This is a genomic window from Trichlorobacter sp. (assembly GCF_034008105.1).
In the GTDB taxonomy this organism is placed as follows: domain Bacteria; phylum Desulfobacterota; class Desulfuromonadia; order Geobacterales; family Pseudopelobacteraceae; genus Trichlorobacter.
On sequence record NZ_JAVEPN010000014.1, the window covers coordinates 64,210 to 89,997 of the forward strand.

The 25,788-nt window shown below is 59.3% G+C and carries 26 protein-coding genes and 1 riboswitch; of the genes, 9 read left to right on the plus strand and 17 right to left on the minus strand.

The annotated features are described in order from the left end of the window. Nucleotides 1-327 precede the first annotated feature (327 nt). Complete coding sequence (locus tag RBQ93_RS09625; RefSeq protein WP_320371900.1) at nt 328-2,976, plus strand: HAD-IC family P-type ATPase; 2,649 nt, start codon at nt 328-330, stop codon at nt 2,974-2,976. On the opposite strand, the gene RBQ93_RS09630 is transcribed toward RBQ93_RS09625, so the two are convergent. The 10 genes from RBQ93_RS09630 to RBQ93_RS09675 all read right to left on the minus strand — a co-directional run bounded on the left by RBQ93_RS09630 (nt 2,973) and on the right by RBQ93_RS09675 (nt 12,610). Further along, nucleotides 2,973-4,142, minus strand: a complete 1,170-nt coding sequence (locus tag RBQ93_RS09630; RefSeq protein ID WP_320371901.1) for a sodium ion-translocating decarboxylase subunit beta — start codon at nt 4,140-4,142, stop codon at nt 2,973-2,975. The two genes, RBQ93_RS09625 and RBQ93_RS09630, sit on opposite strands and share 4 nt — an antisense overlap. A 5-nt stretch (nt 4,143-4,147) precedes the next feature. Continuing rightward, a complete protein-coding gene (locus RBQ93_RS09635; protein ID WP_320371902.1) occupies nt 4,148-4,525 on the minus strand; it encodes a biotin/lipoyl-containing protein in 378 nt (125 codons plus the stop codon). 17 nt (nt 4,526-4,542) lie between these two features. After that, entirely contained in the window at nt 4,543-5,100 is a 558-nt protein-coding gene (locus RBQ93_RS09640) for an OadG family protein (RefSeq protein ID WP_320371903.1), read from the minus strand. A 9-nt stretch (nt 5,101-5,109) separates the two neighbouring features. Then, nucleotides 5,110-6,663 carry an acyl-CoA carboxylase subunit beta gene (locus RBQ93_RS09645; RefSeq protein WP_320371904.1) on the minus strand — a complete coding sequence of 518 codons (1,554 nt, stop codon included), beginning with the start codon at nt 6,661-6,663 and terminating at the stop codon, nt 5,110-5,112. Nucleotides 6,664-6,854: 191 nt separating this feature from the next. Then, complete coding sequence (gene rbr, locus RBQ93_RS09650; protein WP_320371905.1) at nt 6,855-7,433, minus strand: rubrerythrin; 579 nt, start codon at nt 7,431-7,433, stop codon at nt 6,855-6,857. A gap of 3 nt (nt 7,434-7,436) precedes the next feature. Continuing rightward, entirely contained in the window at nt 7,437-7,907 is a 471-nt protein-coding gene (locus RBQ93_RS09655) for a DUF4149 domain-containing protein (RefSeq protein ID WP_320371906.1), read from the minus strand. Nucleotides 7,908-7,999: 92 nt separating this feature from the next. Then, nucleotides 8,000-8,710: a thioredoxin-dependent peroxiredoxin gene (gene prxU, locus RBQ93_RS09660; RefSeq protein ID WP_320371907.1), complete on the minus strand. Its 711-nt coding sequence runs from the start codon at nt 8,708-8,710 to the stop codon at nt 8,000-8,002. A gap of 129 nt (nt 8,711-8,839) precedes the next feature. Continuing rightward, nucleotides 8,840-11,050, minus strand: coding sequence for a catalase/peroxidase HPI (katG, locus tag RBQ93_RS09665; protein WP_320371908.1), 2,211 nt, complete (start codon nt 11,048-11,050; stop codon nt 8,840-8,842). A 229-nt stretch (nt 11,051-11,279) separates the two neighbouring features. Then, complete coding sequence (locus tag RBQ93_RS09670; protein ID WP_320371909.1) at nt 11,280-11,786, minus strand: rubrerythrin family protein; 507 nt, start codon at nt 11,784-11,786, stop codon at nt 11,280-11,282. Between the two features lie 113 nt (nt 11,787-11,899). Next, nucleotides 11,900-12,610 (minus strand): cytidylate kinase-like family protein, encoded by a 711-nt coding sequence (locus tag RBQ93_RS09675; RefSeq protein WP_320371910.1) that lies wholly within the window; start codon nt 12,608-12,610, stop codon nt 11,900-11,902. Between the two features lie 172 nt (nt 12,611-12,782). Between RBQ93_RS09675 and RBQ93_RS09680 the strand changes: the two genes are divergently transcribed. From RBQ93_RS09680 to RBQ93_RS09715, 8 genes are all read left to right on the plus strand, one after another. After that, nucleotides 12,783-13,235 carry a transcriptional repressor gene (locus RBQ93_RS09680; protein WP_320371911.1) on the plus strand — a complete coding sequence of 151 codons (453 nt, stop codon included), beginning with the start codon at nt 12,783-12,785 and terminating at the stop codon, nt 13,233-13,235. Between the two features lie 101 nt (nt 13,236-13,336). After that, the gene (locus RBQ93_RS09685) at nt 13,337-14,071 is read left to right on the plus strand and encodes a DUF3793 family protein (RefSeq protein WP_320371912.1); all 735 of its coding nucleotides are present in this window, start codon (nt 13,337-13,339) and stop codon (nt 14,069-14,071) included. Beyond that, on the plus strand, nt 14,068-14,196 hold the full coding sequence (gene hemP / locus RBQ93_RS09690) for a hemin uptake protein HemP (protein ID WP_413818375.1): 129 nt from the start codon (nt 14,068-14,070) through the stop codon (nt 14,194-14,196). The genes RBQ93_RS09685 and hemP overlap by 4 nt, the downstream gene beginning before the upstream one ends. An 84-nt stretch (nt 14,197-14,280) precedes the next feature. Further along, nucleotides 14,281-15,087: a transporter gene (locus RBQ93_RS09695; protein WP_320371914.1), complete on the plus strand. Its 807-nt coding sequence runs from the start codon at nt 14,281-14,283 to the stop codon at nt 15,085-15,087. A 21-nt stretch (nt 15,088-15,108) separates the two neighbouring features. Next, complete coding sequence (locus tag RBQ93_RS09700; RefSeq protein ID WP_320371915.1) at nt 15,109-15,384, plus strand: FeoA family protein; 276 nt, start codon at nt 15,109-15,111, stop codon at nt 15,382-15,384. Then, the gene (locus RBQ93_RS09705) at nt 15,381-15,614 is read left to right on the plus strand and encodes a FeoA family protein (RefSeq protein ID WP_320371916.1); all 234 of its coding nucleotides are present in this window, start codon (nt 15,381-15,383) and stop codon (nt 15,612-15,614) included. Before RBQ93_RS09700 ends, RBQ93_RS09705 begins: the two co-directional genes overlap by 4 nt. Next, nucleotides 15,611-17,773, plus strand: coding sequence for a ferrous iron transport protein B (gene feoB / locus RBQ93_RS09710; protein ID WP_320371917.1), 2,163 nt, complete (start codon nt 15,611-15,613; stop codon nt 17,771-17,773). Before RBQ93_RS09705 ends, feoB begins: the two co-directional genes overlap by 4 nt. 2 nt (nt 17,774-17,775) lie before the next feature. Further along, entirely contained in the window at nt 17,776-17,901 is a 126-nt protein-coding gene (locus RBQ93_RS09715) for a FeoB-associated Cys-rich membrane protein (protein WP_320371918.1), read from the plus strand. Here the strand turns inward: RBQ93_RS09715 and RBQ93_RS09720 are convergent, their stop codons facing one another. From RBQ93_RS09720 to RBQ93_RS09750, 7 genes are all read right to left on the minus strand, one after another. Further along, nucleotides 17,902-18,498 (minus strand): anaerobic ribonucleoside-triphosphate reductase activating protein, encoded by a 597-nt coding sequence (locus RBQ93_RS09720; RefSeq protein WP_320371919.1) that lies wholly within the window; start codon nt 18,496-18,498, stop codon nt 17,902-17,904. Further along, the gene (gene nrdD / locus RBQ93_RS09725) at nt 18,477-18,659 is read right to left on the minus strand and encodes an anaerobic ribonucleoside-triphosphate reductase (protein ID WP_320371920.1); all 183 of its coding nucleotides are present in this window, start codon (nt 18,657-18,659) and stop codon (nt 18,477-18,479) included. The genes RBQ93_RS09720 and nrdD overlap by 22 nt, the downstream gene beginning before the upstream one ends. Then, on the minus strand, nt 18,656-20,680 hold the full coding sequence (locus RBQ93_RS09730; protein WP_320371921.1) for a ribonucleoside triphosphate reductase: 2,025 nt from the start codon (nt 20,678-20,680) through the stop codon (nt 18,656-18,658). The genes nrdD and RBQ93_RS09730 overlap by 4 nt, the downstream gene beginning before the upstream one ends. A gap of 147 nt (nt 20,681-20,827) precedes the next feature. Continuing rightward, a riboswitch (cobalamin riboswitch) is annotated at nt 20,828-21,021 on the minus strand. 78 nt (nt 21,022-21,099) lie between these two features. Next, a complete protein-coding gene (gene zupT, locus RBQ93_RS09735; RefSeq protein ID WP_320371922.1) occupies nt 21,100-21,990 on the minus strand; it encodes a zinc transporter ZupT in 891 nt (296 codons plus the stop codon). Between the two features lie 135 nt (nt 21,991-22,125). Next, a complete protein-coding gene (locus RBQ93_RS09740; protein ID WP_320371923.1) occupies nt 22,126-22,788 on the minus strand; it encodes a formate dehydrogenase subunit gamma in 663 nt (220 codons plus the stop codon). Further along, nucleotides 22,788-23,816 carry a 4Fe-4S dicluster domain-containing protein gene (locus RBQ93_RS09745; RefSeq protein ID WP_320371924.1) on the minus strand — a complete coding sequence of 343 codons (1,029 nt, stop codon included), beginning with the start codon at nt 23,814-23,816 and terminating at the stop codon, nt 22,788-22,790. The genes RBQ93_RS09740 and RBQ93_RS09745 overlap by 1 nt, the downstream gene beginning before the upstream one ends. Nucleotides 23,817-23,902: 86 nt before the next feature. Beyond that, the coding region (locus RBQ93_RS09750; RefSeq protein ID WP_320371925.1) for a cation:proton antiporter at nt 23,903-25,788 on the minus strand (1,886 nt) is incomplete at its 5' end.

The following is a 25,788-nucleotide window of genomic DNA, read 5'->3' on the forward strand; positions in this document are numbered from 1 at the left end:
TCCCCGGTGCCCGCACCGGGGAGCAACTCAGACGAACACCCTCCCCGCCACCAGCTTACAGCGGATACTTGACCGCTCCCGACACCCGGGCCGGTAATCCAAAAGCATTCCTTCGGCAAGATCGAAGTACCAACCATACAGCGACAGGTCATTAGGGCTTCCGTTCAAGATAGGCATGCTAGTCGGAAGGCATGAAGATATCCAGATAAATCTGGGGAGGCGAAGCAGACCCTGATTTGTCAACACGAGCTTTCTCGGCTATGCTTTCGGCATGCACGCAGATGCCGTTGTCTGCAGCAACAGCAGGGCAACCAGAAAGGAACTCGCATGGAATGGTACCGTACAGAGGCCGGACAGGCCCTGGGTGAGCTGGCCAGCAGCGAAGGCGGGCTCTCATCCCGGGAGGCAGCCGAACGGCTGGCCCGTTTTGGCCCCAACAAACTGGCCGAGGAAGAGCAGATCAGTCGGCTACAGATCCTGCTGCATCAATTTACCAGCCCCCTGATCTATATCCTGCTGATCGCAGCGGGCGTGACGCTGCTGCTGAAAGAGTATATCGACAGTGGTGTAATCCTGGCTGTGGTGCTCTTGAACGCGGTGATCGGCTACCTGCAGGAGTACAAGGCCGAGGAGAGTGTCCGGGCCCTGAAAAACCTGCTGGTGGCCAAGGCGCGGGTCATCCGTGACGGCCATGAAAAGGAGATCGCAGGCCACGAGCTGGTGCCGGGAGATATCGTGCTGCTGGCCTCCGGTTCCCGTGTGCCGGCCGACCTACGTCTGCTGCAGACCATTGAACTGCGGGTCGATGAAGCGATGCTGACCGGTGAATCACTGCCGGTGGAGAAGCAGACCGCCGCCATAGTCGAAGACGACCTGCCGCCGGCCGATCAGATCAACATGGCCTTTATGGGCACCTCCGTGGTCAACGGCCGGGCCAAGGGACTGGTGGTGGCCACTGCCAGCCAGACCATACTGGGCTCCATCGCCGGTGAAGTTCGCGACATCGGCCTGGTCAAGGCGCCAATCCAGATCAAGATCGAGCAGTTTGCCAAGCTGATCGGCCTGCTGGTGCTGGGCGCCTCGTCGCTGTTGTTCGCAGTCGGCCTGCTGCTGGGAGAGACCGTCAAGACCATGTTCATGGTGGCGGTGGCCGCAGCCGTGGCCACCATCCCGGAGGGCTTGCCGATTGTGGTCACCATCGCCATGGCGGTGGGGGTGGCCCGCATGGCCAAGCACAACGCCATCATCCGCAAGCTGCCGGCGGTGGAGACCCTGGGCAGCACCACCGTGATCTGCTCCGATAAGACCGGCACCCTGACCCGCAACCAGATGACCGTTACCCGGCTCTTCGACGGCCAGCGGCGCTACCAGGCCGACGGTAACGGCTACGACCCCCGTGGCTCGCTGACCTGCGACGGTCAGGTCGTACGGCTTGATCAACGCCCCGCTCTTGAACTGCTGCTGCGGATCGGGCTGTTGTGCAATGAATCAAGCCTGTATGAAGAAGATAATCAATTCAGGGTGGACGGCGACCCCACCGAAGGGGCCCTGATCGTCTCGGCCCTCAAGGGGGGACTGGTCCAGGAGCAGGAAAAGGAACGCTTCCCGCTGTTGGCCATGGTGCCGTTCGAATCCGAACGGGGCTACATGGCCACCCTACACCAGGACGGCGCCCGCCGCCTGATCCTGGTGAAAGGGGCGCCGGAGCGGGTGGTGGAGATGTGTACCCTGGACCCGCAGGCCACGGAGCAGGTGCTGGCCACCGCCACCAGCTTTGCTGCCGAGGGGATGCGGGTGCTGGCCTTTGCCTGGAAAGAGGCCAGAGAGGATCAGGATGATCTGACCCATGACGATGCCGGCCAGGGACTGCAACTGGTGGGCCTGCAGGGGATGATCGACCCGCCCCGGACCGAGGCGATCGAAGCCATTGACGGCTGTAAACGGGCCGGCATCCGGGTGGTGATGATCACCGGCGACCATGCCGTGACCGCCCAAGCCATAGGACGCCAGTTGGGGATTATTGATCAGGACGACGCCGTACTGACCGGCCGCGAACTGGAGGGGATGGATGACGACGCACTCTACGCACGGGTCATGGAGGTATCGGTCTATGCGCGGGTGGCGCCGGACCACAAACTGCGGATCACCCGCCAGCTGATCCGCCACGGCCAGGTGGTGGCCATGACCGGCGATGGTGTCAACGACGCCCCGGCCCTTAAAAGCGCCCATATCGGGGTGGCCATGGGCATCACCGGCACCGACGTGGCCAAGGAGGCCTCGGACATGGTGCTGACCGATGACAACTTCAGCAGTATCTTCAGCGCGGTACGGGAAGGCAGGATTGTCTTCGACAACCTGCGCAAGGTGATCTTCTTCCTGCTGCCCACCGGCATCGCCTCAATCATCTCGATCACCATCACCATGCTGTTCGGGGTGCCGATCCCCTATCTGGCGGCCCAGCTGCTCTGGATCAACCTGGTCACCAACGGCCTGCAGGATGTGGCCATGGCCTTTGAACCGGGAGAAGCCGGCATTGACCGTCGCCAACCACGACCGCCCCAGGAAGGCATCATGTCCCGCCTGCTGGTGCAGCGTACCATCCTGGTGGGGTTGGTGATCGCCTGTGGCGTGGTCTGGAACTACCTGACCGCCCTGCGGGAGGGTAACTCGCTGGAAAATGCCCGCACCGTGGCAGTGACCACCATGGTCTTCTTCCAATTCTTCCAGGCCTGGAACAGCCGTTCGGAACACGAGTCGGTCTTCAGCATCAATCCGCTCGGCAACCCGTTCCTGTTTGCCAGCATGATCGCTGCCGGCCTGGCGCAGCTGGCCTTCATCTATGCGCCGCCCCTGCAGTGGATCTTCCGCACGGTGCCGCTGACAGGCACTGAATGGCTGCGGGTGTTGGCGGTCTCGGCAACGGTGGTGCTGGTGGTGGAACTGGACAAGTGGCTGCGTCGGCGGTCTGCGCCCTAGCCACCAGCCAGACGGCTGATCATATAGCCGGCTGCCACGGCGGTACCGATCACCCCGGCCACGTTGGGTCCCATGGCATGCATCAGCAGGTAGTTCTGGGGGGCGTACTCGGCCCCCACACTCTGGCTGACCCGGGCCGCCATCGGCACCGCCGAGACGCCGGCCGATCCGATCAGGGGATTAATCGGGTTGTTGGGTGACAGGCGGTTCATCAGTTTGGCGAGCAGCACCCCGCCGGCGGTGGATACCCCGAAGGCCACCACCCCCATGCCGATGATTACCAGGGTGCCGGGACGCAGAAAGATATCGGCCTGCATGGTCATCCCCACCGCCGTACCCAGAAAGATGGTGGTGATGTTGATGATCTCGTTCTGGCAGGCCTTGACCAGCCGATCGACCACCCCGGATTCGCGCAGCAGATTGCCCAGCATCAGCATCGCCACCAGGGCAGAGGCGTCCGGCACCACCATGATGCAGAGCACCATCACCACCAGCGCAAACACGATCCGCTCCAGCTTGCCCACCTTACGCAGACTCTTCATCCTGATCCGTTTTTCGGCATCGGTGGTCAAGGCCCGCATGATCGGCGGCTGAATCAGCGGCACCAGACTCATGTAGGTGTAGGCCGCCACCGCAATCGGGCCGATCAGGTGCGGGGCCAGCTTGTTGGCCAGAAAGATCGAGGTGGGGCCGTCGGCGCCGCCGATGATGCCGATCGAGGCGGCCTCCCCCAGGGTAAACATCCCGGTGGCCACGGCGCAGAACATGGTGGCGAAGACCCCCAGTTGAGCCGCTGCTCCCAACAGCAAGGTACGGGGATTGGCGATCAGAGGGCCGAAGTCGGTCAGGGCCCCCACCCCCAGAAAGATGATCGGCGGGAACAGTTCCAGATGGATCCCCTGGCTGATGAAATAGTACAGACCGGCGGTGGGATGAAACATGCCGTCAATGGTCCAGCCGCCGTCATACAGGGCCCGGGTGGGCAGGTTGGCCAACAGCGCGCCGAAGGCGATCGGCAGCAGCAAGAGCGGCTCGTACTGTTTCTTGATGGCCAGATACAACAACAGGCCGCAGATGGCCCACATGATCAGCATCCGTCCGGATAGGTACTGAAAGCCGGTGTCATGGACAAACATCTGCAGCACTTCGTTCAGAATGGTCTGCATGGTGCTCACCCTCCGATCTGCAGTAACGCGGCGCCCTCATCCACCGCATCGCCCTCTTTGACCAGCACGGCCTGAACAGTGCCGGCCATTGACGAGGCAACCGGAGTCTCCATCTTCATCGCATCCAGTACGATCACGGTCTGGTTGACCGCCACCTGATCGCCCACCTTGACCAGACACTTGAAGACATTACCGGCCATCGGGCTGGTGACCATCCGGCCACCCGCCGCCGGCTTACCTGCCGGTGAAACCGTCGATTGCGATGTTTGCTGGATAGGATGAAGCGAGGCAATAGACGAACGGGATGCGTCATTGTCGTCATCCAGCACCTCCACACCTACCTCGTAGCTTTTTCCTTCCAGGGTAATTCGAAGCATTTTCATGACGTACATTCCTTTCGCTACTTGTTTAAGCGGTGATCCTGCAGGGCATGCCGGCCCTGGGTAGCCCAGTTCATATCTTTGGCGGTCAGCGGACGAAAACGCTCGACCCGCACCGGTCCCTCCAAAACCTGGCTGGCAGCGGCGGTCAACAGCACCACCAGGTGCTGATCGGTCAGCCCGGGATGCATGCCTGATGTCGCCGTTGGGCTCACCGTCGGGACGTCAACCGGTGATGGTTCCGGTTTTTGCAGGGCGCCCAGCAGCCGACCGATGGCTGAACAGATCAGACTCAACGCGATCAGCACCACCATCACCGCAATCAGGCCGGTGACCTGAAACTCAACCAGCCCACCCATGCTGTACGGCACAACCTGACCATCCTTTGTCAGGTACTGCTCTCCCAGCTTGACCTGCGACTTGTGTGTAAGCGCTTCAGACCCCTGCTGTCCGTTTTTCAGCAGACGAGCTGCTTCCGCATCTTGGTAGGTCTTGTACAACACCGTGCCGTCGGGCAACACCGTGAAAACGGCCGGGGTTGTCTGCGTTGTTGTCTCCGGTTGTGCAGTTGTTGACACGATCCCCCCTTACAACGGTATCAGACCATGCTTCTTGGCCGGACGGCTCACCCGTTTGGTGAGCGAAATACGCAGGGCAAGCGCTACCCGTGATCGGGTCTCCGACGGCTCGATCACATCGGTTACCATAGCGCGTGATGCCGCCTGATACGGGGTGGCGAAATGTTCACGGTAGGACTGCACCAGCTCAGCCTCCTTGCTCTTCTGATCTGCAGCCTCCTCGATCTCCTTCTTGTAGATGATCTTGGCTGCGCTCTCCGCTCCCATCACCGCTATCTCGGCACAGGGCCAGGCAAAGATGAAGTCGGCCCCCATATCCTTGGAACACATGGCCAGATAGGCGCCGCCGTAAGCCTTACGCATGATCACCGTGATCTTGGGCACCGTGGCGGCGGCATAGGCAAACAGCAGCTTGGCGCCGTGACGGATGATGCCGCCCCGTTCCTGAGCCAGACCGGGCATAAAACCGGGTACGTCCACCAGGTTTACCAGCGGCACATTAAAGGCATTGCAGAAGCGGATAAAGCGAGCCGCCTTGTCCGAACTGTCGATATCCAGACACCCGGCCTTGTAGGCCGGCTGGTTGGCAACCACCCCGACCACCATGCCGCAGATGCGACCAAACCCAACCACGATATTGCGGGCAAATTCGCGTTGCACCTCCAGCCATTGGCCCGAATCCAGCAAACGATCGATCACGGCATAGACATCGTAGGCGCTCTTGGGATCATCCGGCACCAGCTGATTCATCGCCGGGTCCGGCTGCAGATCGATCTCTTCCGGTATCTGGTGCGGCGGGTCCTGCATATTGTTGAGCGGCAAAAAGCTGATCAGCTGCTGGGCAATGCTGATGGCATGGCGGTCATCCTCGGCAATAAAATGGATATTACCGCTGGCCGTGGCATGGGCCTCGGCGGTGCCGAACTGTTCGATCGGCGCCACCTGACCGGTGGCGGACTTGATCACCTCCGGTCCGCAGATAAACATGCTGGAATGGGTGCGGGTCTGGATCAGAAAATCCATCAGGGCCGGACTATAGGCGGCTCCGCCGGCACAGGGACCGGCGATGATGGCGATCTGCGGCACCACCCCCGAGGCGGCCACATTCTGATAAAAGACCTGGCCATAGCCCGACAGACTGTGGATACCCTCCTGAATGCGGGCGCCGCCGGAATCGTTGATCGCCACCACCGGAATACCGGTCTCGCAGGCAATCGCCATGATGTCACAGATCTTTTTAGCGTGCATATGCCCCAGGGCACCGCCGCCCACCGTAAAGTCCTGACTGAAGACCGCCACCGGACGGCCATCCACGTTGCCCGTGCCGGTCACCACCCCGTCGCCCGGCATGAATTTGTCGGCAAAGCCCGGCATATGACAGGCATGGTTGACATGCATACCCAACTCACTGAACGATGCCGGATCAAACAACTGCTCGACCCGTTCACGGGCGCTCAAGCGCCCCTCGTCGTGCCGTTTCTTGATCTTGTCCTTGCCGCCGCCCGCCAGCGCCGCTGCGCGACGCTGCTGCAACTCATCCAGCAACTTCTGTTGTAATGCCATAGTGCTACTCCTTACAAACGCGTCAGATCGTTTCTCCTACCTTTAACTATAGAACCGGTCTGCCAACATGCAAGCAAATGACACATATATAGTTTAGGATCATCAAACAAGCCTGGCGGCTAACCTGCATAAAAACGGCCGCCCCGGTTATTCCAGGACGGCCGTTGTATTTAGCGCAGCTTCGTCTGCTGTTACCAGTTTTCACCCAGCAGTTCAAAGTGGGCCTGAGGATGAGCGCAGGCCGGACACTTATCCGGAGCCTCGGCGTTGCTATGCAGGTAGCCGCAGTTACGGCAGCGCCAGACCACCACCTTGTCCCGCTTGAATACCCGACCGGCCTCAATGTTGGCCAGCAGGTCACGGTAACGCTTCTCATGCTGCTTCTCGGCCACCGAGATGGCGGTCCAGACGGCAGCGATATCGGCAAAACCTTCTTGCTTGGCCACCTCGGCAAAGGCCGGGTACAGATCGGTGTGCTCTTCATGCTCGCCATCTGCAGCGGCCTTAAGGTTCTCGGCGGTGGTGCCGATCACGCCGGCCGGAAAACTGGCAGTAATCTCCAGCATGCCACCTTCCAGAAACTTGAAGAAGCGCTTGGCATGCTCTTTTTCCTGATTTGCTGTCTCCTCGAAGATGTCGGCGATCTGAACGTAGCCTTCCTTTTTGGCGGCGGCTGAAAAATAGGTGTAGCGCATACGGGCCTGGCTCTCGCCGGCGAATGACTTCATCAGGTTTTGTTCAGTCTTGGTACCTTTTACTGATTTTCCCATCGGTTACTGCTCCTTTCCTGTGGTGTTGTAAAATGGTAACAGAATCAGCAGGGCAATGCCACCGCCGATAACTCCCAGGTTACTCGCCGCCGACCAGCCATGCAGCCTTTTGAAGGCCTGACGTGCCGGATGATCGGCCGGCGTGGTAACAAAGGAGGGAATCTCTTTTTTAATGGCTGCAGCCCGGGGCTCGATAACATAGGCCTGCAGCGAGGTAATCGCCAGCATGGCCACGACAATCGCACTGGAGGCCACCCAATGACGGCCCCGGCTAAACAGCAGGCAGGCCAAGCCAAACACGCCGCAGATCAGCCCCCATTTGAAATAGCCGGGGAACAACACTGCCACAATGGCGCCGGCCTGGTCACGATCAAAGCTCTTGAAAAGCGTAGGTGTCAGGATAAAGGTGAACAGGGCAGCACCACCCACCCAAAAGGCGATCAGCAGACGGTAGAGAATGGACAGGTACTGCACAAAAAACCTCCAGAATAAACGACATATGTCTGGCCGGATGCCGTTAAGCACCCGGCCAGTTTACTCAATAAAGCTGAGTTCACATCGCAGAATCAGAACGCCATCTCCGGCTTCCATTCCTTCCAGACGTTACCAGCCAGGTCAGGACCCGGCTTGAGAGTCGGCTTGCCCGGTGTCCAGCCGGCCGGCATCACCTCGCCGGTGGCACGCACATGCTGGAAGGCCTTGATCTGACGGATCAGCTCGTTGACACTGCGACCAACCTCAGGGGTCAGCACTTCCATGGCCCGAATGATGAAATCGGGATCAATGATGAACCTGCCGCGAATATCAACCCCGGCGGCCGGCTCAAAGACACCGTAGGCCTGACCGATCAGACCGCTGGCATCGGCAATCATCGGGAACGGCACCCCGCCGGGTACCATCTTTGAAAGCTCTTCGGCCTGCCAGATTTTGTGGACAAAACGGCTATCGGTACTTGCTGCGAAGCTTTCCACACCCAGTTCCTTCAGTTCGGCATGCTTGACGGCGACCGCCGTCAGTTCAGTCGGTCAGACAAAGGTGAAATCGCCCGGATAAAAGCACAGCACAATCCACTTTCCCTTGTAATCGGAAAGTTTCATGGTCTGAAAGCCGCCATTCAGATAGATATTTGCCTCAAAATCAGGGGCAGGATGCCCGACCCGTGCGATGTTCATGGTTTGTACCCCCTGTGCAGTTTGTGGTGTGGTAGATGGTGGCGCAGCGCTTTGCATGCTGACTGGTCCTCCGGCCGGTTTGACGCAGCCTTGTCCCGCTTCCATGTTGTGTTCTCCTTTCAGTGCAATCAGAGGGAGCAACCACCCCCTCGACAAACCCGTAACAGCACGTAATCATACTTCAAACATAATCAAACAAACCTGACAGACGATACCGACTACACACCTTCACCATCAGTCAAGATCGAAACGGTCCAGGTTCATCACCTTGGTCCAGGCTGCAACAAAGTCCTGCAGAAACTTTTCCTGAGAATCGGCACAGCCGTACACCTCGGCAATGGCCCGCAGCTGCGAGTTGGCGCCAAAGACCAGGTCAACCCGGCTGGCGGTCCACTTCAGTTCGCCGCTACGCCGATCACGCCCCTCGAACAGGTCTGGATCCTGCGCGGTCGGCTTCCAGCTGGTCCCCATGTCAAGCAGGTTCATGAAGAAGTCGTTGGTGAGCGCTTCGGGACGCGTGGTAAACACACCGTGGGGCGACTGACCAAAATTGGCATTCAGAACCCGCATACCACCGATCAGCACCGTCATCTCGGGAGCGGTCAGAGTCAGCAACTGGGCCCGGTCAACCAGCAACTCCTCTGCAGTCACAGCATACTTGGCCTTCTGGTAGTTGCGGAAACCATCGGCCTTCGGCTCCAGCACCGTAAAGGATGCCGCGTCGGTCTGTTCCTGGGTGGCATCGGTGCGGCCCGGCGTAAAGGGCACCGTCAGGTTGTGGCCGGCCTTTTGGGCCGCCTGCTCAACCCCCGCGCAGCCCCCCAGCACGATCAGATCAGCCAGCGAAACCTGTTTGCCGCCGGTCTGGGTGTTGTTGAACTGCTGCTGGATACCCTCAAGGGTGGTAAGCACCTTTGCCAGCTGGGCTGGCTGGTTGACCGCCCAGTCCTTCTGCGGGGCCAGACGGATACGGGCACCGTTGGCGCCGCCCCGTTTATCGGAACCACGGAAGGTGGATGCCGAGGCCCAGGCGGTGGTGACCAGCTGCGAAATCGAAAGACCCGAGGCCAGAATCTTCTCTTTCAGGCCGGCAACGTCCTTGGCATCGATCAAAGCATGCGTAACCGCAGGCACCGGATCCTGCCAGATCAAGTCCTCAGCCGGCACCTCAGGGCCAAGGTAACGAAGCTTGGGACCCATGTCGCGGTGGGTCAGCTTGAACCAGGCCCGGGCAAAGGCATCGGCAAACTGGTCAGGATTAGCCAGGTAGTGTCGGGCAATCTTTTCGTACACCGGGTCAAACTTGAGCGACAGGTCGGCGGTAGTCATCATCGGCCGCCGCTTCTTGGAAGGGTCGTGAGCATCCACCACCATATCTTCGTCGTCCACATCCTTGGCCAGCCACTGATTGGCGCCGGCCGGACTCTTGACCAGCTCCCAGTCATATTTGAACAACACCTTCAGGTAGCCCATGTCCCAGGTGGTGGGGTTTGGTTTCCAGGCACCCTCGATACCGCTGCTGATGGTGTCGCCACCCTTGCCGCTCTTGAAGCTGCTCTTCCAGCCCAGCCCCTGTTCCTCAAGGCCCGCAGCTTCCGGTTCGGGCCCGACATGATCAGCCGTACCGGCGCCATGGCATTTGCCGAAGGTATGGCCGCCGGCCACCAGGGCGACGGTCTCTTCATCGTTCATGGCCATACGGGCAAAGGTCTCGCGCACGTCGCGACCCGAAAGCACCGGGTCAGGATTGCCGTCCGGCCCTTCAGGGTTGACGTAGATCAGGCCCATCTGCACTGCGGCCAGCGGGTTTTCCAGATCCCGTTCACCACTGTAACGGCTCTTGGGCTTGTCGCTGGTGGCCAGCCACTCCTCCTCTGAACCCCAGTACACATCCTCTTCCGGCTCCCAGACATCCTCACGACCACCGCCAAAACCGAAGGTCTTGAAGCCCATCGACTCCAGGGCGCAGTTACCGGCCAGGATCATCAGATCGGCCCAGGAAATCCTGCGGCCGTACTTCTGTTTGATCGGCCAGAGCAGCCGACGGGCCTTGTCCAGGTTGACGTTGTCCGGCCAGCTGTTGAGCGGCGCCAGTCGCTGGGAACCTGAACCGGCCCCGCCACGACCATCACCCATCCGGTAGGTGCCGGCGCTGTGCCAGGCCATCCTGATCATCAGACCGCCGTAGTGGCCCCAGTCCGCCGGCCACCACTCCTGCGAGTCGGTCATCAGGGTGCAGAGGTCTTTTTTGATGGCGGCCAGGTCGAGTTTTTTAAACTCTTCCCGATAATTGAAATCCTCACCCATCGGATTGGATTTGGCAGAATGCTGGTGCAAGATATGAAGGTTCAGCTGATTCGGCCACCAATCACGGTTAGATCTGCCGCCGCCAGCCACCTGCCTGCTGGACTTGCCTGTCACCGGACACTTGCTTTCATTGCTCATACAACCGGCTCCTTTCGCTATGCTTGGTCTGTTCTGCATCCTGACGTCGCCCGTTACTCCAAATCAGTTGTTGCCGATGCCATCAGCCAAAACCAACTGCTCATCTATACGATTAGCATACATTTCCCGAATGTCTACAAATCAAGGCTCATAACTAGACAATAAAAATACTTATCAACTGATTGTTTAAAAGCGGACACCAAACCGGCTGCCCGCTCAAGAACCTGAATTAATTGATCTTGATAAAGACCGAGCCAGCTGCGCCGCAGACCGGACACTTGTCTGGAGCAACCTTCTCGTGGGTATGGCCACAGATCGGGCAGACGTAGTAATCGAACTGCTCACCGGCCTGGCCCAGAGCATCAAAGGCCTTCTGATACAGCTCGGCGTGGGTCTTCTCTACGGTGTTGGCATAGCTGAAGGAGCGCAACGCCTCGCTGGCGCCTTCCTGCTTGGCGTCATCAATCATCGGCGGATACATCTCCTTGAACTCGTGGGTCTCCCCGCCGATCGCCTCCAGCAAATTTTCCTTGGTGCTTTTGATGCCGCCCAATGCCTTCAGATGGGCGTGGGCATGCACCGTCTCGGCTTCGGCTGCGGCGCGGAACAGACGAGCCACCTGGGGGTAACCATCAGCATCTGCCTGCTTGGCAAAGGCCAGATACTTACGGTTGGCCTGTGATTCACCGGCAAAGGCTTCCATCAGATTCTTTTCGGTCTTCGGTCCATTGGCCATCGGTACATCCTCCTTAGTGGTGTTGTGTGTCGTGTTAAATGCAGTCTGCTTACTACGCAAAACAGGAATAATACCTAATTAGTAATCTGTCAAGACAAAATCCGTCCTGAATATCACTGCTCGCCATCCAGCACAAACTGCACGATAGTATCCGCGATCTGCTCAATGCCCGCTCGCTCATTATTGATCAGCAGATCGTACAACAGCGGATCATGATCGTTACAGTGCAGAAAATCACGCACGAAATCATCCCGCTTGCGCTGCTGCTTGAGTACCAATGCCTCGGCATCTTCTTCCGAAAGTTTCAGACGCTGTGCAATGGTACGCACCTTGTACTGCTGCGACGCAAACATCCTGAAGTGATGAGCATGCTCAAAATGACGGGTAATGATGGCTCCGCCCAGCTCCATGATCACCACGTTGCCCTGTTCGGCCAACGAAACCACATGCTTGCACAGCAACTGGAAACAATCCTGACTATGCACCCAACGGGGCGAAAAGGTCGCCAGCACATCAGCCAGAAGAGTATTTTTTTCACCCAACCCTTCCAGCAGGTCCCTTGAGATATTATGTCGCTGCGCCACCTCATCAAGCACTGCTCGATCGATCAACAGCCAGGGCTCGCCGGTCCGTTTGTTCATCAGTTCGCAGACCCGCTCAGCCACCGGATAGCCCTGGCAGCCATACTGCCGCGTAAGGGTAATACAAGGACGCGGCTTGGGACGCTGCTTATGCTGCGCTGCACGTTCTTTCTGTCTACGATTATATTCTTCAAGTGCGCCGACCCGTAGGTCAACCGACGGAATAAACAGATTGTCAGGCATGTCGTATTCCTTTCTCAGGTGGTAACGTTCAGGCCAAGTGTAGCGCAGTTTAATGAATCTACAAGCAAGCCAGGACAAGCGCTTCTGCAGAAAAGCACACAATGTTTTCTTGACAAAACCAGTGCAAAAAATAATACTTCTTAACAAATAATACAAAAACAGGAGTCTTGCCGTGGCGAAGCCCCTTACAACGGAACAGCTAGAGCAGACCATGCAACAGTTTACCGCAGCCTGCAAACAGGCCGGCTTGAAAGTAACCCACCAACGGACCGAGATTTTTCGTCACCTGTTGTCGCAGCCCGATCATCCATCGGCCGAGACACTGCACAAGCGTCTGCTGCCAACGTTACCGACCATCTCGCTGGACACGGTCTACCGCACCCTGACCACCCTGGAGCAACACGGACTTGTGTCGCGCATCCAGACCGCTGAAAGTCAGGCCCGCTTTGAGGCCGTCTACGCCCCGCACCACCACCTGATCTGCAGTCGTTGCAAACGTGTGTACGACTTCCTCTGGCCGGCCATCGACCGCCTTGATCTGCCTTCAGACATCGACTCCTGGGGCCGTATCGACTCCAAGACCATTGTTGTCTATGGCATCTGTAACAGCTGCGCCGGCCACTAATCCCTCACCCATCACATTCTGCCATCCTGCTTAAAAATCTGTTGACAAGATTCCAGTGAATAGTTATTGATAACAAAATTCATTTGCATGGCTGGTGGTTCATGGCAGCACTGATTGCACAAAAAACCCAACACCCAAAGGCAGCAACGCCTACCAACGCACTGCTCGAACAGTTTCATGATCCCTTGGACTGCCTGACGGCCCACCTGATGCTAGAATCTGCCGAGGTGCTGGCAGAAGTCAAACCGGCTAACCTTATTTCACTGGTTAACCGCACCCGTCCCTGCGGCAGAAACCTGTATCTCCTGTGGCAGCAGCTTGGGGATCAGCTTGAGTCACGTCTCAGCACACTACAGATCACGATCTTGCAGAACAAGGGAACGGCATTGCTGTTGTTGTGCTACAACAGAACATCCCTCGACCGCCATCTTGCTCATAAGGGCATCCGTGTCCTGCTTCGCAAGGCCGGTTACAAGCCCGAAGCAGGGACCGACGCACTACTTTCTGAACTGCAACAGCGCATAGCAAACAAGGGAACCTTCCCCCACGAGATCGGCCTGTTCATCGGCTATCCGGCCAAGGATGTGGCCGCCTTTATGGGCCTGGTCAAGCTTCCCTTCACCTGTCAGGGGCCCTGGAAGATCTACGGCAACCCTGGGCAAAGCCTGTCCCTTGCAGACCAGTTCCGTCACCAACGACAATTGATGGGGGCCCGCTTGTCAGATTGTGCGACGCTTGGCCCCTGCCTTGAGACGCTTAACCGCAATAGCCAACATTTATTTTTATCGCAAATTGATAAAAGCATTCATTACCAGACAAAAAGAGAGGTGACATGATGAACAAAAGAACCATTGATAGCTGCAACCTGTTTCAGGCTGACCAGGAGGTGATCATCCTGCACGCCGGCGAGCAGTACCGGATTCGGATTACCAGCAACAACAAACTGATTATGACCAAGTAACCCTTAACAATTCGCTCAAGCCAGCCTGTGGCCGTCGTCACGCCATGCAGCCAGCCAGAGTACTACACACAAAGGAGTAGTACCATGATGACTGCACTGCGCACCACCGCTACCGCCCTGATGTTTGCCCTGATGACCACATCAGCCGCACTGGCCGGACCTCCCCTGGCAACCGACGATGCCGGCACCGTCGCTGTCGGATCAGTCGAAGTAGAGCTCAACGGCTCCTACGCATCGGACAGACAGCGTTCAGGCGGAATCAGCTACAAGGCGTCTTCATCCGACAGTGAACTGAAGATCAGCACCGGACTCTACCAAGACCTGAGTGCTTCATTGGCGCTTCCCTATACCTTCAACCTGCGCGTGGAAGAGGACAACGCGCTGACTCACAAGACGCAGGGGTTGGGCGATATGGTGCTGGAACTCAAATATGCCTTTACCGAGCTGGGCGGCATTGCACTGGCCGTTAAACCATGGCTGGTAGTACCCACCGGCAGATATTCAGAGGGACTTTCAGAAGGGCACTGGCATGGCGGTGGCACCCTGATCGCCAGCAAGGAATTTTCTGATGGACGCTACGCCCTGCATGCCAACCTCGGTTACGAGCATCACCGCTACCGCACCCATGCAATCAGATCCACCACCCACGGCAACCTCTGGACCGGATCGATTGCCGGAGAGGCAGAACTGATTGAAGGGCTGGTGGTGGTGGCGGACTTCGGGCTGGGGTCTAACCCGGAAAAAAACGCCCACGAGCTACCGGTCTACGGTCTGACCGGCGCCCGCTACGAGATGAACGACCTGCTGGATATCAATGCCGGCGTCAAGTTTGGCCTGACCAGCTCCGAAACCGACATCACGGCCCTGTATGGCGTTGTGTTGAAATTCTAGAAAAACGCACAAGGAGAACGAATGATGCCACTGGAACTGATGAGCCCCGGCGAACGGGGACAGATCGCCGATATCAAACACTGCGGTGGCTGCGGAGGCGTCTGCCAGCACCACCATGGCAAGCACAAGCACCAGGCCAGCACCACCCGCGCTGAGGAGATGGGGCTGAGGATTGGCAAAACCGTAGAGGTACTCAAGAACGACGGCAATCTGCTGCTGTTGATGGTTGACGAAGCACGCATCGCCATTGACCGCAGGATGGCCCGTGGCATCAGCATGAAGGGAGTAACGGCATGAACCTGAGCAACCTCAAGCCAGGACAGCAGGGTACGATCATCAAGCTGGACAGCAGCATCGGACCGATCCGACGCCGGCTGATGGACATGGGGGTGATCCCCGGCGAGCGGATCAGGGTGGAGAAGGTGGCGCCAATGGGTGATCCGATCGAGGTGACGGTCAAGGGCTATAACTTATCGCTGCGCAAGGGCGAGGCCAAGGGTATCCAGATCGAAGAGGTGGCGGCATGAGCCAGCAAAAACCGCTCATTGTGGCCGTGGCCGGCAACCCCAATGCCGGCAAGTCGACCCTGATCAACGCCATCGCCGGCAGTCGTCTGCATGTGGGCAACTGGCCAGGCGTGACGGTGGAGAAAAAGGAGGCCCTGTTCGAGGTGGAGGGACGCAGCATTCGCCTGGTGGACCTGCCGGGCTGCTATTCCCTGTCCCCCTACAGCCAGGAGGAGATCATCACCCGCGACTATCTGGTAAACCAGCGACCGGACCTGATCGTCAATGTGGTGGATGCCACCAACCTGGAGCGCAACCTCTACCTGACCATCCAGCTACTTGAGCTGGGCATACCAATGATAATAGCCCTCAATATCCATGACGAGGCGTTGGCCAAGGGCTACCAGATCAACACTACCCAGATGGAACAGGTGCTGGGGGTTGCCGTGGTGCCCACCTCGGCCACCCGCAAGACCGGACTGGAGCAGCTGCTTAAACGGGTGGTGACGGTGGCTGCCGAACCGGCACAGCACACACCCAAGCGGCTCAGCTATGGTGAGGATATCGAGACCGTCCTGAAAGGGCTGCATGATGTTCTCCAGTGTGACCACGCTGCCCTGCTGGAACAGTATCCGACCCGCTGGCTGCTGCTGAAGCTGCTGGAGGGGGATGCCCCGTTGCTGAAGCTGGTCAACATCACACCGGAGTCGCTGCCGCAGCAGCTGTTTGAACACCTGCGCCGCGCCCACGGCGACGACGTCGAGGGACTATTGGCCGACAGCCGCTACGGGCTGGCCAGCGGCCTGTGCCGCGAGGTGATGACCAAGCCGGAGAAACGCACCATCGAGCTGACCGAACGTATCGACCGGGTGGTTTTGAACCGCTTCCTGGGGATACCGATCTTTGCCCTGGCCATGTGGCTGCTGTTCAAGCTGACCTTTGACCTGTCGTCCCCCTTCAGTGACTGGCTGGATGCCATGACCAGCGGACCGTTCAAACGCTGGACCACCGCCATCATGAACGGTATCGGGGCGCCTGACTGGACCGTGTCGCTGATCAACGACGGTGTGATCGCCGGGGTCGGCTCGGTGCTGGTGTTCGTGCCGGTGATCTTTGCCATGATGTTCTTCATCACCTTCCTGGAGGGCAGCGGCTACATGGCGCGGGCCGCCTTTGTGATGGACCGGGCCATGCATGCCATCGGCCTGCACGGCAAGTCCTTCATCCCGATGCTCTTGGGTTTCGGCTGCAACGTACCGGGCATCTATGCCACCCGCACCCTGGAAAACCCGAAGGACAAGGTGCTGACCGCCCTGTTGATCCCGCTGATGTCCTGCGGTGCCCGGCTGCCGGTCTATGTGCTGTTCGCTGCGGTGTTCTTTCCGGACAATGCCGGCTCGGTGATCTGGGTACTCTACATCCTGGGGATGCTGCTGGCGGTGATGATGGGCTACATCTTCAAGAAGACCCTCTTCAGGGGCGAGGCGCCCCTATTCATCATGGAGCTGCCGCCCTACCGGATGCCCAGTTTCACCAGCCTGATGCTGCATACCTGGGAAAAGGGCAAACACTTCCTGATCAAGGCCGGCACCTACATCTTTGCCGTTTCGATACTGGTCTGGTTCCTGTTAAACCTGCCCTGGGGCTTGGAACACAAGCGCGATTCCTACCTGGGCAGGGCCGGCGCCACCATCGCACCGATCTTCCAGCCGGTGGGCTTCGGCACCTGGGAGGCGGCCTCATCGCTGATCACCGGCGTGATCGCCAAGGAGATCGTGGTGGGCACCATGGGCGAGATCTACGCCCCGGCAGCCGAAGAGGCAGAGCAAGAAAAGCAGCCCACCCTGGGCGAAGACCTGCGGGAGATCGTGGTCTCCTTTGGCGGCGCGGTCACGACTGCAGTCAGCACCGTGCTCTACCTGCCCCAGGAAGAAGAACCTGAGGCAGAGCAATCTGCGCTCAAGACCGCCTTGAAAGGCCAGTTCACGCCGCTCAGTTCCTTTGCCTTCATGGCCTTCGTACTGCTCTACATGCCCTGCGTGGTGGTGGGGGCGGCCATGCGGGCCGAGTTCGGCACCTGGAAATGGGCCGGCGTGGCCTTCGCCTACTCCACCATGCTGGCCTGGCTGGTGGCGCTGATCATCTATCAGGGCGGCAGGCTGCTGGGTCTGGGAGGCTAGACATGGGACTGTTCGACATCATCCTGATGGTAGCCATTGCGGGAGGAGCCATCTGGCTCCTCTATTGCTCACTCTGGAAGAAAAAGGGCTGCAGCGGCGGCGACTGCGGCGGCAGCTGTCACCACTGATTACGCTGCAGGAGCTGCGGTGATCCGCAGCTCCTGCAGCACCAGTTGGTCGCCCCACCCTGTAACCGTGTGCTGCAACCGTTTCAGGCGTTCGTCCGACTGCAGCAACGGATCAACCGTGGTGCGGAACTGGTGTGCAACACCACTCGTTCGTACCAGTTCCGCGCTGCGTGCTGCTGCCCGGCCACTGCCCGTCACCCCGGTAAGTGCGTCGTAGCAATCAAAGGGGGCCTTCAGATCCATCCCCACCCAATCCAGCTGCGGCAGGCAGGCCGCCAGCCGGTCGGGAAACGGCCCGGCAGTATGCAGGCCGGTAAGAAACCCCAGTCGGCGCACCGCGTCCAGGGCCAGGGGCAATCCGGGCTGCAGGGTCGGCTCGCCACCACTGAAGACCACCGCATCCAGCAAGCCCCGCCGCTGTTCCAGCAGCTGCATGACCTCTTGCCACGCGATACCGGCCTGACGATCAACTGCCAGCAGATGCTGATTGTGGCAATAGCCGCAGCGCCAGGGGCAGCCCTGACAGAAGACCACCGCTGCCAGCTTGCCGGGGTAGTCGATGGTGGTGAAGGGGGTCAGTCCGCCGATGGCGAGCATGCCACTTCCTTGAAGAAGGTACGCTCGGCATACTCAGACTTTTTGCCGGTGTTGAAGGAGGCCACCGGCCGGTGGTAGCCCATCACGCGGGTCCAGACCTCGCAGGGTTGCCGTTGTTCTTGCGGTAGTGCTGTCTGCGGTTGTTGGTGCTCGTTGTTCATGCGTTACTCCTTTCATTGATGGCCTGTTGGCGAACAAACTCCTGATCGCAGAGCGGACAGAACGGGTGCTCACCGCTCAGATAGCCATGCTTGGGGCAGATCGAAAAGGTGGGGGTAATGGTGATGTAGGGCAGCCGGAACCGTTCCAACGAACGTCGCACCAGCTGCTTGCAGGCCTCGGTGCTGGAGACCTGCTCTCCCAGGTAAAGGTGCAGCACGGTGCCACCGGTGTACTTGCGCTGCAGCTCCTCCTGCCGCTGTAGGGCCTCGAACGGGTCGTCGGTGAAGCCCACCGGCAGCTGGCTTGAATTGGTGTAATAGGGCGCCTCCGCACTGCCGGCCTGAATGATGGCGGGGAAACGCTTTTTGTCCTCCCTGGCAAAGCGGTAGGTAGTGCCCTCAGCCGGCGTGGCTTCCAGATTGTAGAGGTGGCCGGTCTGTTCCTGAAACGCCACCATCCGCTGCCGCAGGTGATCCAGCAACCGCACCGCCAGACCGTGGCCCGTCGGGGTGGTAATGTCTTCCTGGTCAGCCGTAAAATTGCGGATCAGCTCGTTGATGCCGTTGACCCCGATGGTGGAAAAGTGGTTACGCAGGGTGCCCAGATAGCGTTTGGTGTAGGGAAACAGACCGTTATCCATATGGCGCTGGATCACCTTGCGCTTGATCTCCAGACTGGTGCGGCTGATCTCCAGCAGCTGATCCAGCCGTTTGAACAGCCCGACCTCGTCACCCTGGTGTTGGTGGCCCAGGCGGGCGCAGTTGATGGTGACCACCCCCAGTGAACCGGTCTGCTCGGCCGAACCGAACAGACCGTTGCCCCGTTTGAGCAGTTCCCGCAGATCAAGCTGCAGGCGGCAGCACATGGAACGCACCATGTTGGGGGTCAGCTCCGAGTTGATAAAGTTCTGGAAGTACGGCAGGCCGTAGCGGGCGGTCATGGCGAACAGCAGCTCGGCATTCTCACTCTCCCAGGGAAAATCAGGGGTGATGTTGTAGGTGGGGATCGGGAAGGTAAACACCCTGCCCTTGGCATCGCCAGTGGTCATCACCTCGATGTAGGCCCGGTTGATCAGATCCATCTCGGCCTGCAGCTCGCCGTAACAAAACGGCATCTCCTGCCCGCCGATCACCGGCACCTGATTTTTCAGGTCGTCGGGGCAGGTCCAGTCAAAGGTCAGGTTGGTGAAGGGGGTCTGGGTGCCCCAGCGGGACGGCACGTTCAGGTTATAGATCAGCTCCTGGATAGACTGACGCACCTCCCGGTAGCTCAGCTTGTCCTTGCGGACATAGGGCGCTAGGTAGGTGTCAAAGGAGCTGAAGGCCTGGGCCCCGGCCCATTCGTTCTGCAGGGTACCCAAAAAGTTGACGATCTGCCCCACGGCGCTGGAGAGGTGTTTTGGGGGACCGGCCTCCACCTTGCCCGGCACGCCGTTCAACCCTTCGGCCAACAGCATCCGCAGCGACCAGCCGGCGCAGTAGCCGGCCAGCATATCCAGATCGTGGATATGGATGCTGCCGTCGCGGTGGGCCTCCCCCACCTCCGGCGGGTAGACCTGGGAGAGCCAGTAGTTGGCGATCACCTTGCCGGACAGGTTCAGGATCAGCCCCCCCAGGGAATAACCCTGGTTGGCATTGGCGCTGACCCGCCAGTCACTCTGCTCCAGATACTCGTTGACCGAGGCGGTCACATCCACCACGGTTTTACGATCCTGACGCAGACGGCTGCGCTGCTCGCGATAGACCGCATAGGCCCGCAGGGTGGCGAAGTGGTTAGCCGAGATCAGGGCCTGCTCCACCACATCCTGAATCTGCTCAATGCTGGGTGGTTCATGGGGGAAGCGGTGCCGCAACACCTTCAGCACCTGGCCGGTGATCAGCTGTGCCTCATCCTCACCGAACTCGTTGGTGGCCCGACCTGCACGTATAATGGCCGACTGGATACGGGCCGCCTCAAAGGGGACGCGGCTGCCGTCACGTTTCATGACACTGACGGGTGCTGCTGATACGATCTGTTGCATGGTCTGACTCCTTTGGTCTGGAGTCCGGGGATAGGTCGCGGGGCAAAAACTGAAAACGTCCGCAGCTGCTTGAAACAGCATGCGGACGTTCCGAATTTAACGTCGCCTGATTCCGTTGTTCACCTACTCCCAGTCCCCGGAGAGTAATCTTGTGCACTGGATCAAGGCAGGTCTTCTGACTTGCGAGTCATCCTCCGGGCGCCTTCCCAGCCTAACCAGCCAGTGGTCTGTTGCCCGTTGTCGTCGCTTACAGCGGCGGGTCCGTGGGGGAATGGCTCCTGTGGAGCGTCACCCCTCTTCCCTATCAAGCCCTTACGGGCACCGTTGATCGTGTATGCTGCTCCCGCCAACCAGCAGCGGAATATGTTGTGGCAACACCTCTACCACACCACAAGATATAGAGTCAAGCAGTCACACAACTATTTCATCAGCAGCAGACTGAGGGCCATCACCAGCATGCCGGCCACCAGCCCCAGCAGGCTGTCGTGGCCCTTGCCGTAGGCCCGGCTGGTGGGCAGCAGCTCATCCAGACTGATGTAGACCATGATGCCGGCCACACCGCCGAACAGCACCCCCATCACCTGGGGCGGGATCATGCCGGCCTCGCAGCCAAACACCAACCGCAAAAACAGGTAGGCCACCACGGCCCCCACCGGTTCGGCCAGGCCGCTCAAGACCGAGTAGGCAAAGGCCTTGCTGCGGTTGCCGGTGGCGTAAAAGATCGGCACCGAGACGCTGATGCCTTCAGGGATATTGTGCAAGGCCACCGCAATGGCGATGGCGACACCCAGTTTGGGGTCTTCAAGAGCCGCCAGAAAGGTGGCCAGACCTTCGGGAAAGTTGTGGATACCGATGGCCAGGGCGGTGAACAGCCCCATTCGCATCAGTTTGCGATGCCTGTCGCTGTGTTGATGTTCTCCCACAGCGGCTGGGCTCACGACGGAGAAATCAGGTAGCGGCGCAGCCGGGTTGTGCAGCGGTGCAGATTCGGCCTCGGAGTGTACCTCGTGGGGGTTTTCAGCCGCCGGCACCAGGTTGTCGATCAGACCGATCAGCAGCATGCCGCCAAAGAAGGAGCCCACATTAACCCAGTGCCCCCACGGTTCGCCGTAGCTCTCCACCAGGGCGACCGCCCCCTTGTGAAAGATCTCCACAAAGGAGACGTATAGCATCACCCCGGCCGAAAAACCGGTGGCGATAGACAGAAAGCGGTAATCAGTCCGCTTGGCCAGAAAGGCGATGGCGCTACCGATGCCGGTGGCCATGCCGGCAAACAGCGTCAACCCTAGTGCTATCCATACCTGATCCATACTTGGCCTGTCCCTCGCTCGGTACTGATTCGTTGGCAAGCTTACCATAGGACGACGCATCCGCCAGCCCATAAAAACGGCAGAGGGTAGGCCCCTCTGCCGGATGATGGTAGTGCTATGGTGCTGCTGCCTGCGTTACCGCTTACCCTCCAGCTCATCGATCCAGAGCGGATGGCGGTGTTCGGCGTAGTCCCGCGTCACCTTGCCGGTCAGCATCCCCCGCAGCATCGGCCGGTTGGGCTTGATCAGCAAGGCGCCGATGTGCCCCACAAAGGCCAGGAAGAACAGGATAAAGCCCACATTATGCACCCAGGTGGCCCACAACAGCAGAGTGCGATCCATGTCCGGGGCATAGACGTTCTTCCAGGTCTTGATCAGGCCCGACACCACCAGCATCAACACCGGGATCGCTATCGCCACATAGGCCAGGCGCTGCTCCGGCAGGTATTTGCCAAAGGGCGGTTCTGGCTGGTTGGTCACAAAGCTTTTCAGTACCTTGATCGACTCCGCCACATCACCCTGCCTGGGCACCATGGCCCGCTCTTTCAGCAGCAGGTGGTAGACCAGGTGAAACAGCACCAGTCCCACAAAGACCAGCGAGGCGATGTAGTGCAGCTTGAGGGTGAAGAAAAACTCTCCCGACCACCAGAAACCGGGGATGGCAGTGATCTTGTAACGGGCAGCCGAAGGCAGCTGAAAGATGCCGCTCAACAGCAACACGATGCCGGAGATGGCAATGCCCCAGTGTTCCAGCATCACAATCAGTTCATGACGTTTCACCAGACTGTTCCCGGCCATCAGCGGCTCTCCTTTCCGGCGTTTTCAGCCTTACGCTGTGATAATCTACTGAAAGCGCCCACCAGGCCAGCCACCAGCCCGATGGCCGGCGCTGCCAGCACCGCCTTGGCCATGCCGTCGCTTTCGGCCATCTTGCGCGTTACCCCCGGCTTCAGTTGCGGCTGTCCCTGTTTGGGGTCGGCCGAGGCAGGGCTCAGCTGACGATCAAGCTCCTCAAACGGCACCGGCGAGACATACAAGGTGGCAGTGCCGCCGTTTTCCTGTTTGCCGAAGATATGCCCCCCGATGGCCGCAGCCCGTTTTTCCGCCTCGGCGTAGATCTGATCACGGGGCCCGATCAGCATCGCCTGCTTGGGGCAGGCCTCCATACAGGCCGGTGCCTTGCCGTCTTTCAGGCGATCAATGCACAGGTCACACTTGTACATCACCCCGTTGCCCATGAACTCCTTGGCAACCTTCAGGTAGAGCCCCACCCCGGACTGGCGTTGCGGTATCTTCCAGGGACAGACCGTCTTGCACTTGGCCCCGCCGAAGCAGAGCTCTTGGTCAATCACCACGGCGCTATTTTTATCTTTGGTGTTGGCCGAAAAGGGACAGATGGTGGCGCAGGCCGGGTTGTCGCAATGCATGCAGCGCCGAGGGATCGAGATGGTCTGTGCCTTGCCGTTGACGGTTACCTGGGCCTTTTGCACAAAGATACGGTTGTAAGGAGTCAGCCGGTCGGCAACCTCCTGCTTCTTGGACCAATCCTCGATGATATTGGTGGGAAACGGCGACGGGATCGGATCAACCGGCATAGGCACGGTGGGATTTTTCTCCTGCTTACAACTGGTGACGCAGGCCGGTTGCGGACGTCCCGCACAACCGTCACAGCGTGACAGATCGATCAGGGTTGCCAGCCTGCCCTCAACCGGCGCAGCCAGCAGTTGCTTGGGCAATGCCGCCAGACCGCTGGCGCCTGCCAGCAAAGCGGCCGAGACCTTGAACAGGCCCCGCCGGGATATGCCGTTGTGGGTCGTGGTATGCATGGACGTTTGCGCTCCTCAGTGACAAAATTAAACAGAATATATGAATATTTGAATATTTTGTCAAGGAGCGTGAAACGACGGCAGGATTATGATTCGAACAGCTGGGCCGCAAAGACCAGCTGGTCTGACTTACCCAGTACCAGCACGATGTCATCCGGCTCGAATTTCCAGATCGGGTCCGGGTTGGAAGTGACCTGCTCGCCCCGCTTGATCACCAGGGCCGTGGCGCCGCAGCGGTCCCGCAGCAGGCCGTCCTTGAGCAGCGTGCCATCAAGCGGTGAGCCACTACGTACCCGAAAGGTGCCCAGCTCGACCCCCGAAAGGTAACCGGTGACGCCGGTGGCATGGCTGTGACGGCGGCTCATGGTGCGGAACATCTGGTAGGAGTCGCGGCGGATCTCGGCAACGCAGTGATCGATCTGGTCATGGGGCACCAGATAGGCTCGCAGCACCCGCGAGAAGATCTCCACCGAGGTTTCGAACTCCTCAGGCACCACGTCGTTGACCCCCAACTGGTAGAGCGGCTCCATCTCGGCGATGTAGCGGGTACGAACGATGATATGCAGCCCCGGCTTCATCATGCGGGCCTGGGCCGCCACCCGCCGTGTGGCGGTGGCGTCGGAGATGGCGATCACCATCAGCCGGGCCTTCTCGACCAGGGCGTGGGACAGGATTTCGGCCTTGGAGGCATCACCGAAGATGATGCGGGTGCCCTTCTTGCGCTCGGCCTTGACGGTATGGTGGTTGGTCTCAATGGCGATGTAGCGGATACCGTTGCCGTTCAGCACCCGGGCCAGGTTTTTGCCATTGACGCCAAAGCCGACAATGATCACGTGGTCTTCCATCGGGAAACGGTCATGGCTGACCCCGGTTACCCGACTGCCGCTCTTCAACACGGCCGGCAGCCAGGATGACACCAGATTGGCAATCGGCTCGGCGTATTTAATTCCGTAGGGGGTCAGCGCCATGGTGGCCACTGAGGCCGCCAGGAAGATCTGGTACTGCTCGGGGCTGAGCAGGTTGTACTGCTGGCCGGCGCGAGAGAGCACAAAGGAGAACTCACCGATCTGGGCCAGCATCAGGCCGCTCATCAGGGCCGGACGGGGGGGGAACTGCAGGATCAGGGCCGCCCCGGTGGCCACCAGCCACTTGATCAGCACGATACCGGCCACAATCAGCAGCACGGCCAGCGGATGCTTGACCAGCGTCATAGGGTCCAGCAGCATGCCAACCGAGATAAAGAACAGACTCATAAAGGCATCGCGGAAAGGGATGATATCGCCCATCACCTGATGGCTGTACTCCGACTCGGAGATGGCCAGACCGGCGATGAAGGCACCCAGCGCCAGCGAAAGGCCGGCCTGGGCGGTGAGCCAGGCAGTGCCGAAACCGACGAAGATAATGGTCAGGATGAACAGTTCGCGACTGCGCGCCTTAACCACCTGGTTGAAGATCCAGGGCACCGCGAAGCGGGCCCCGAAGTGGGAGGCCACCACCACCACCAGTGCCTTGAGGGAGACGATCGCAATCCCGGTCAGGCCGTTGCCGGCCCCGCCCAGAAAGGGGGTAAACAGCATCAACGGCACGATGCACAGATCCTGAAAGATCAGGATGCCAAGACAGATCTTGCCGTGGGGCGAATCCATCTCACCGGCATCCATCAACAGCTTCATCAGGATGGCGGTACTGGAGAGCGAAACCAGAAAGCCGTAGAAGGCGGCCTGCTTCCAGGGCACGCCAAAGCCCAGTCCCACCAGCGCCACCAGCACGATGGTTACTGCCACCTGCACCCCGCCGCCCCACAGCACTAAGTGTTTGATCCGCATCAACTCCTTGAGCGAATATTCAATACCGATGGTGAACAAGAGCAGCACCACGCCGATCTCGGCCATCTGCTCAACCTGATGGGTGTCCTTGATCAGTCCCAGCACATAGGGTCCGGCCAGGACACCGGTCACCAAAAAACCGATGA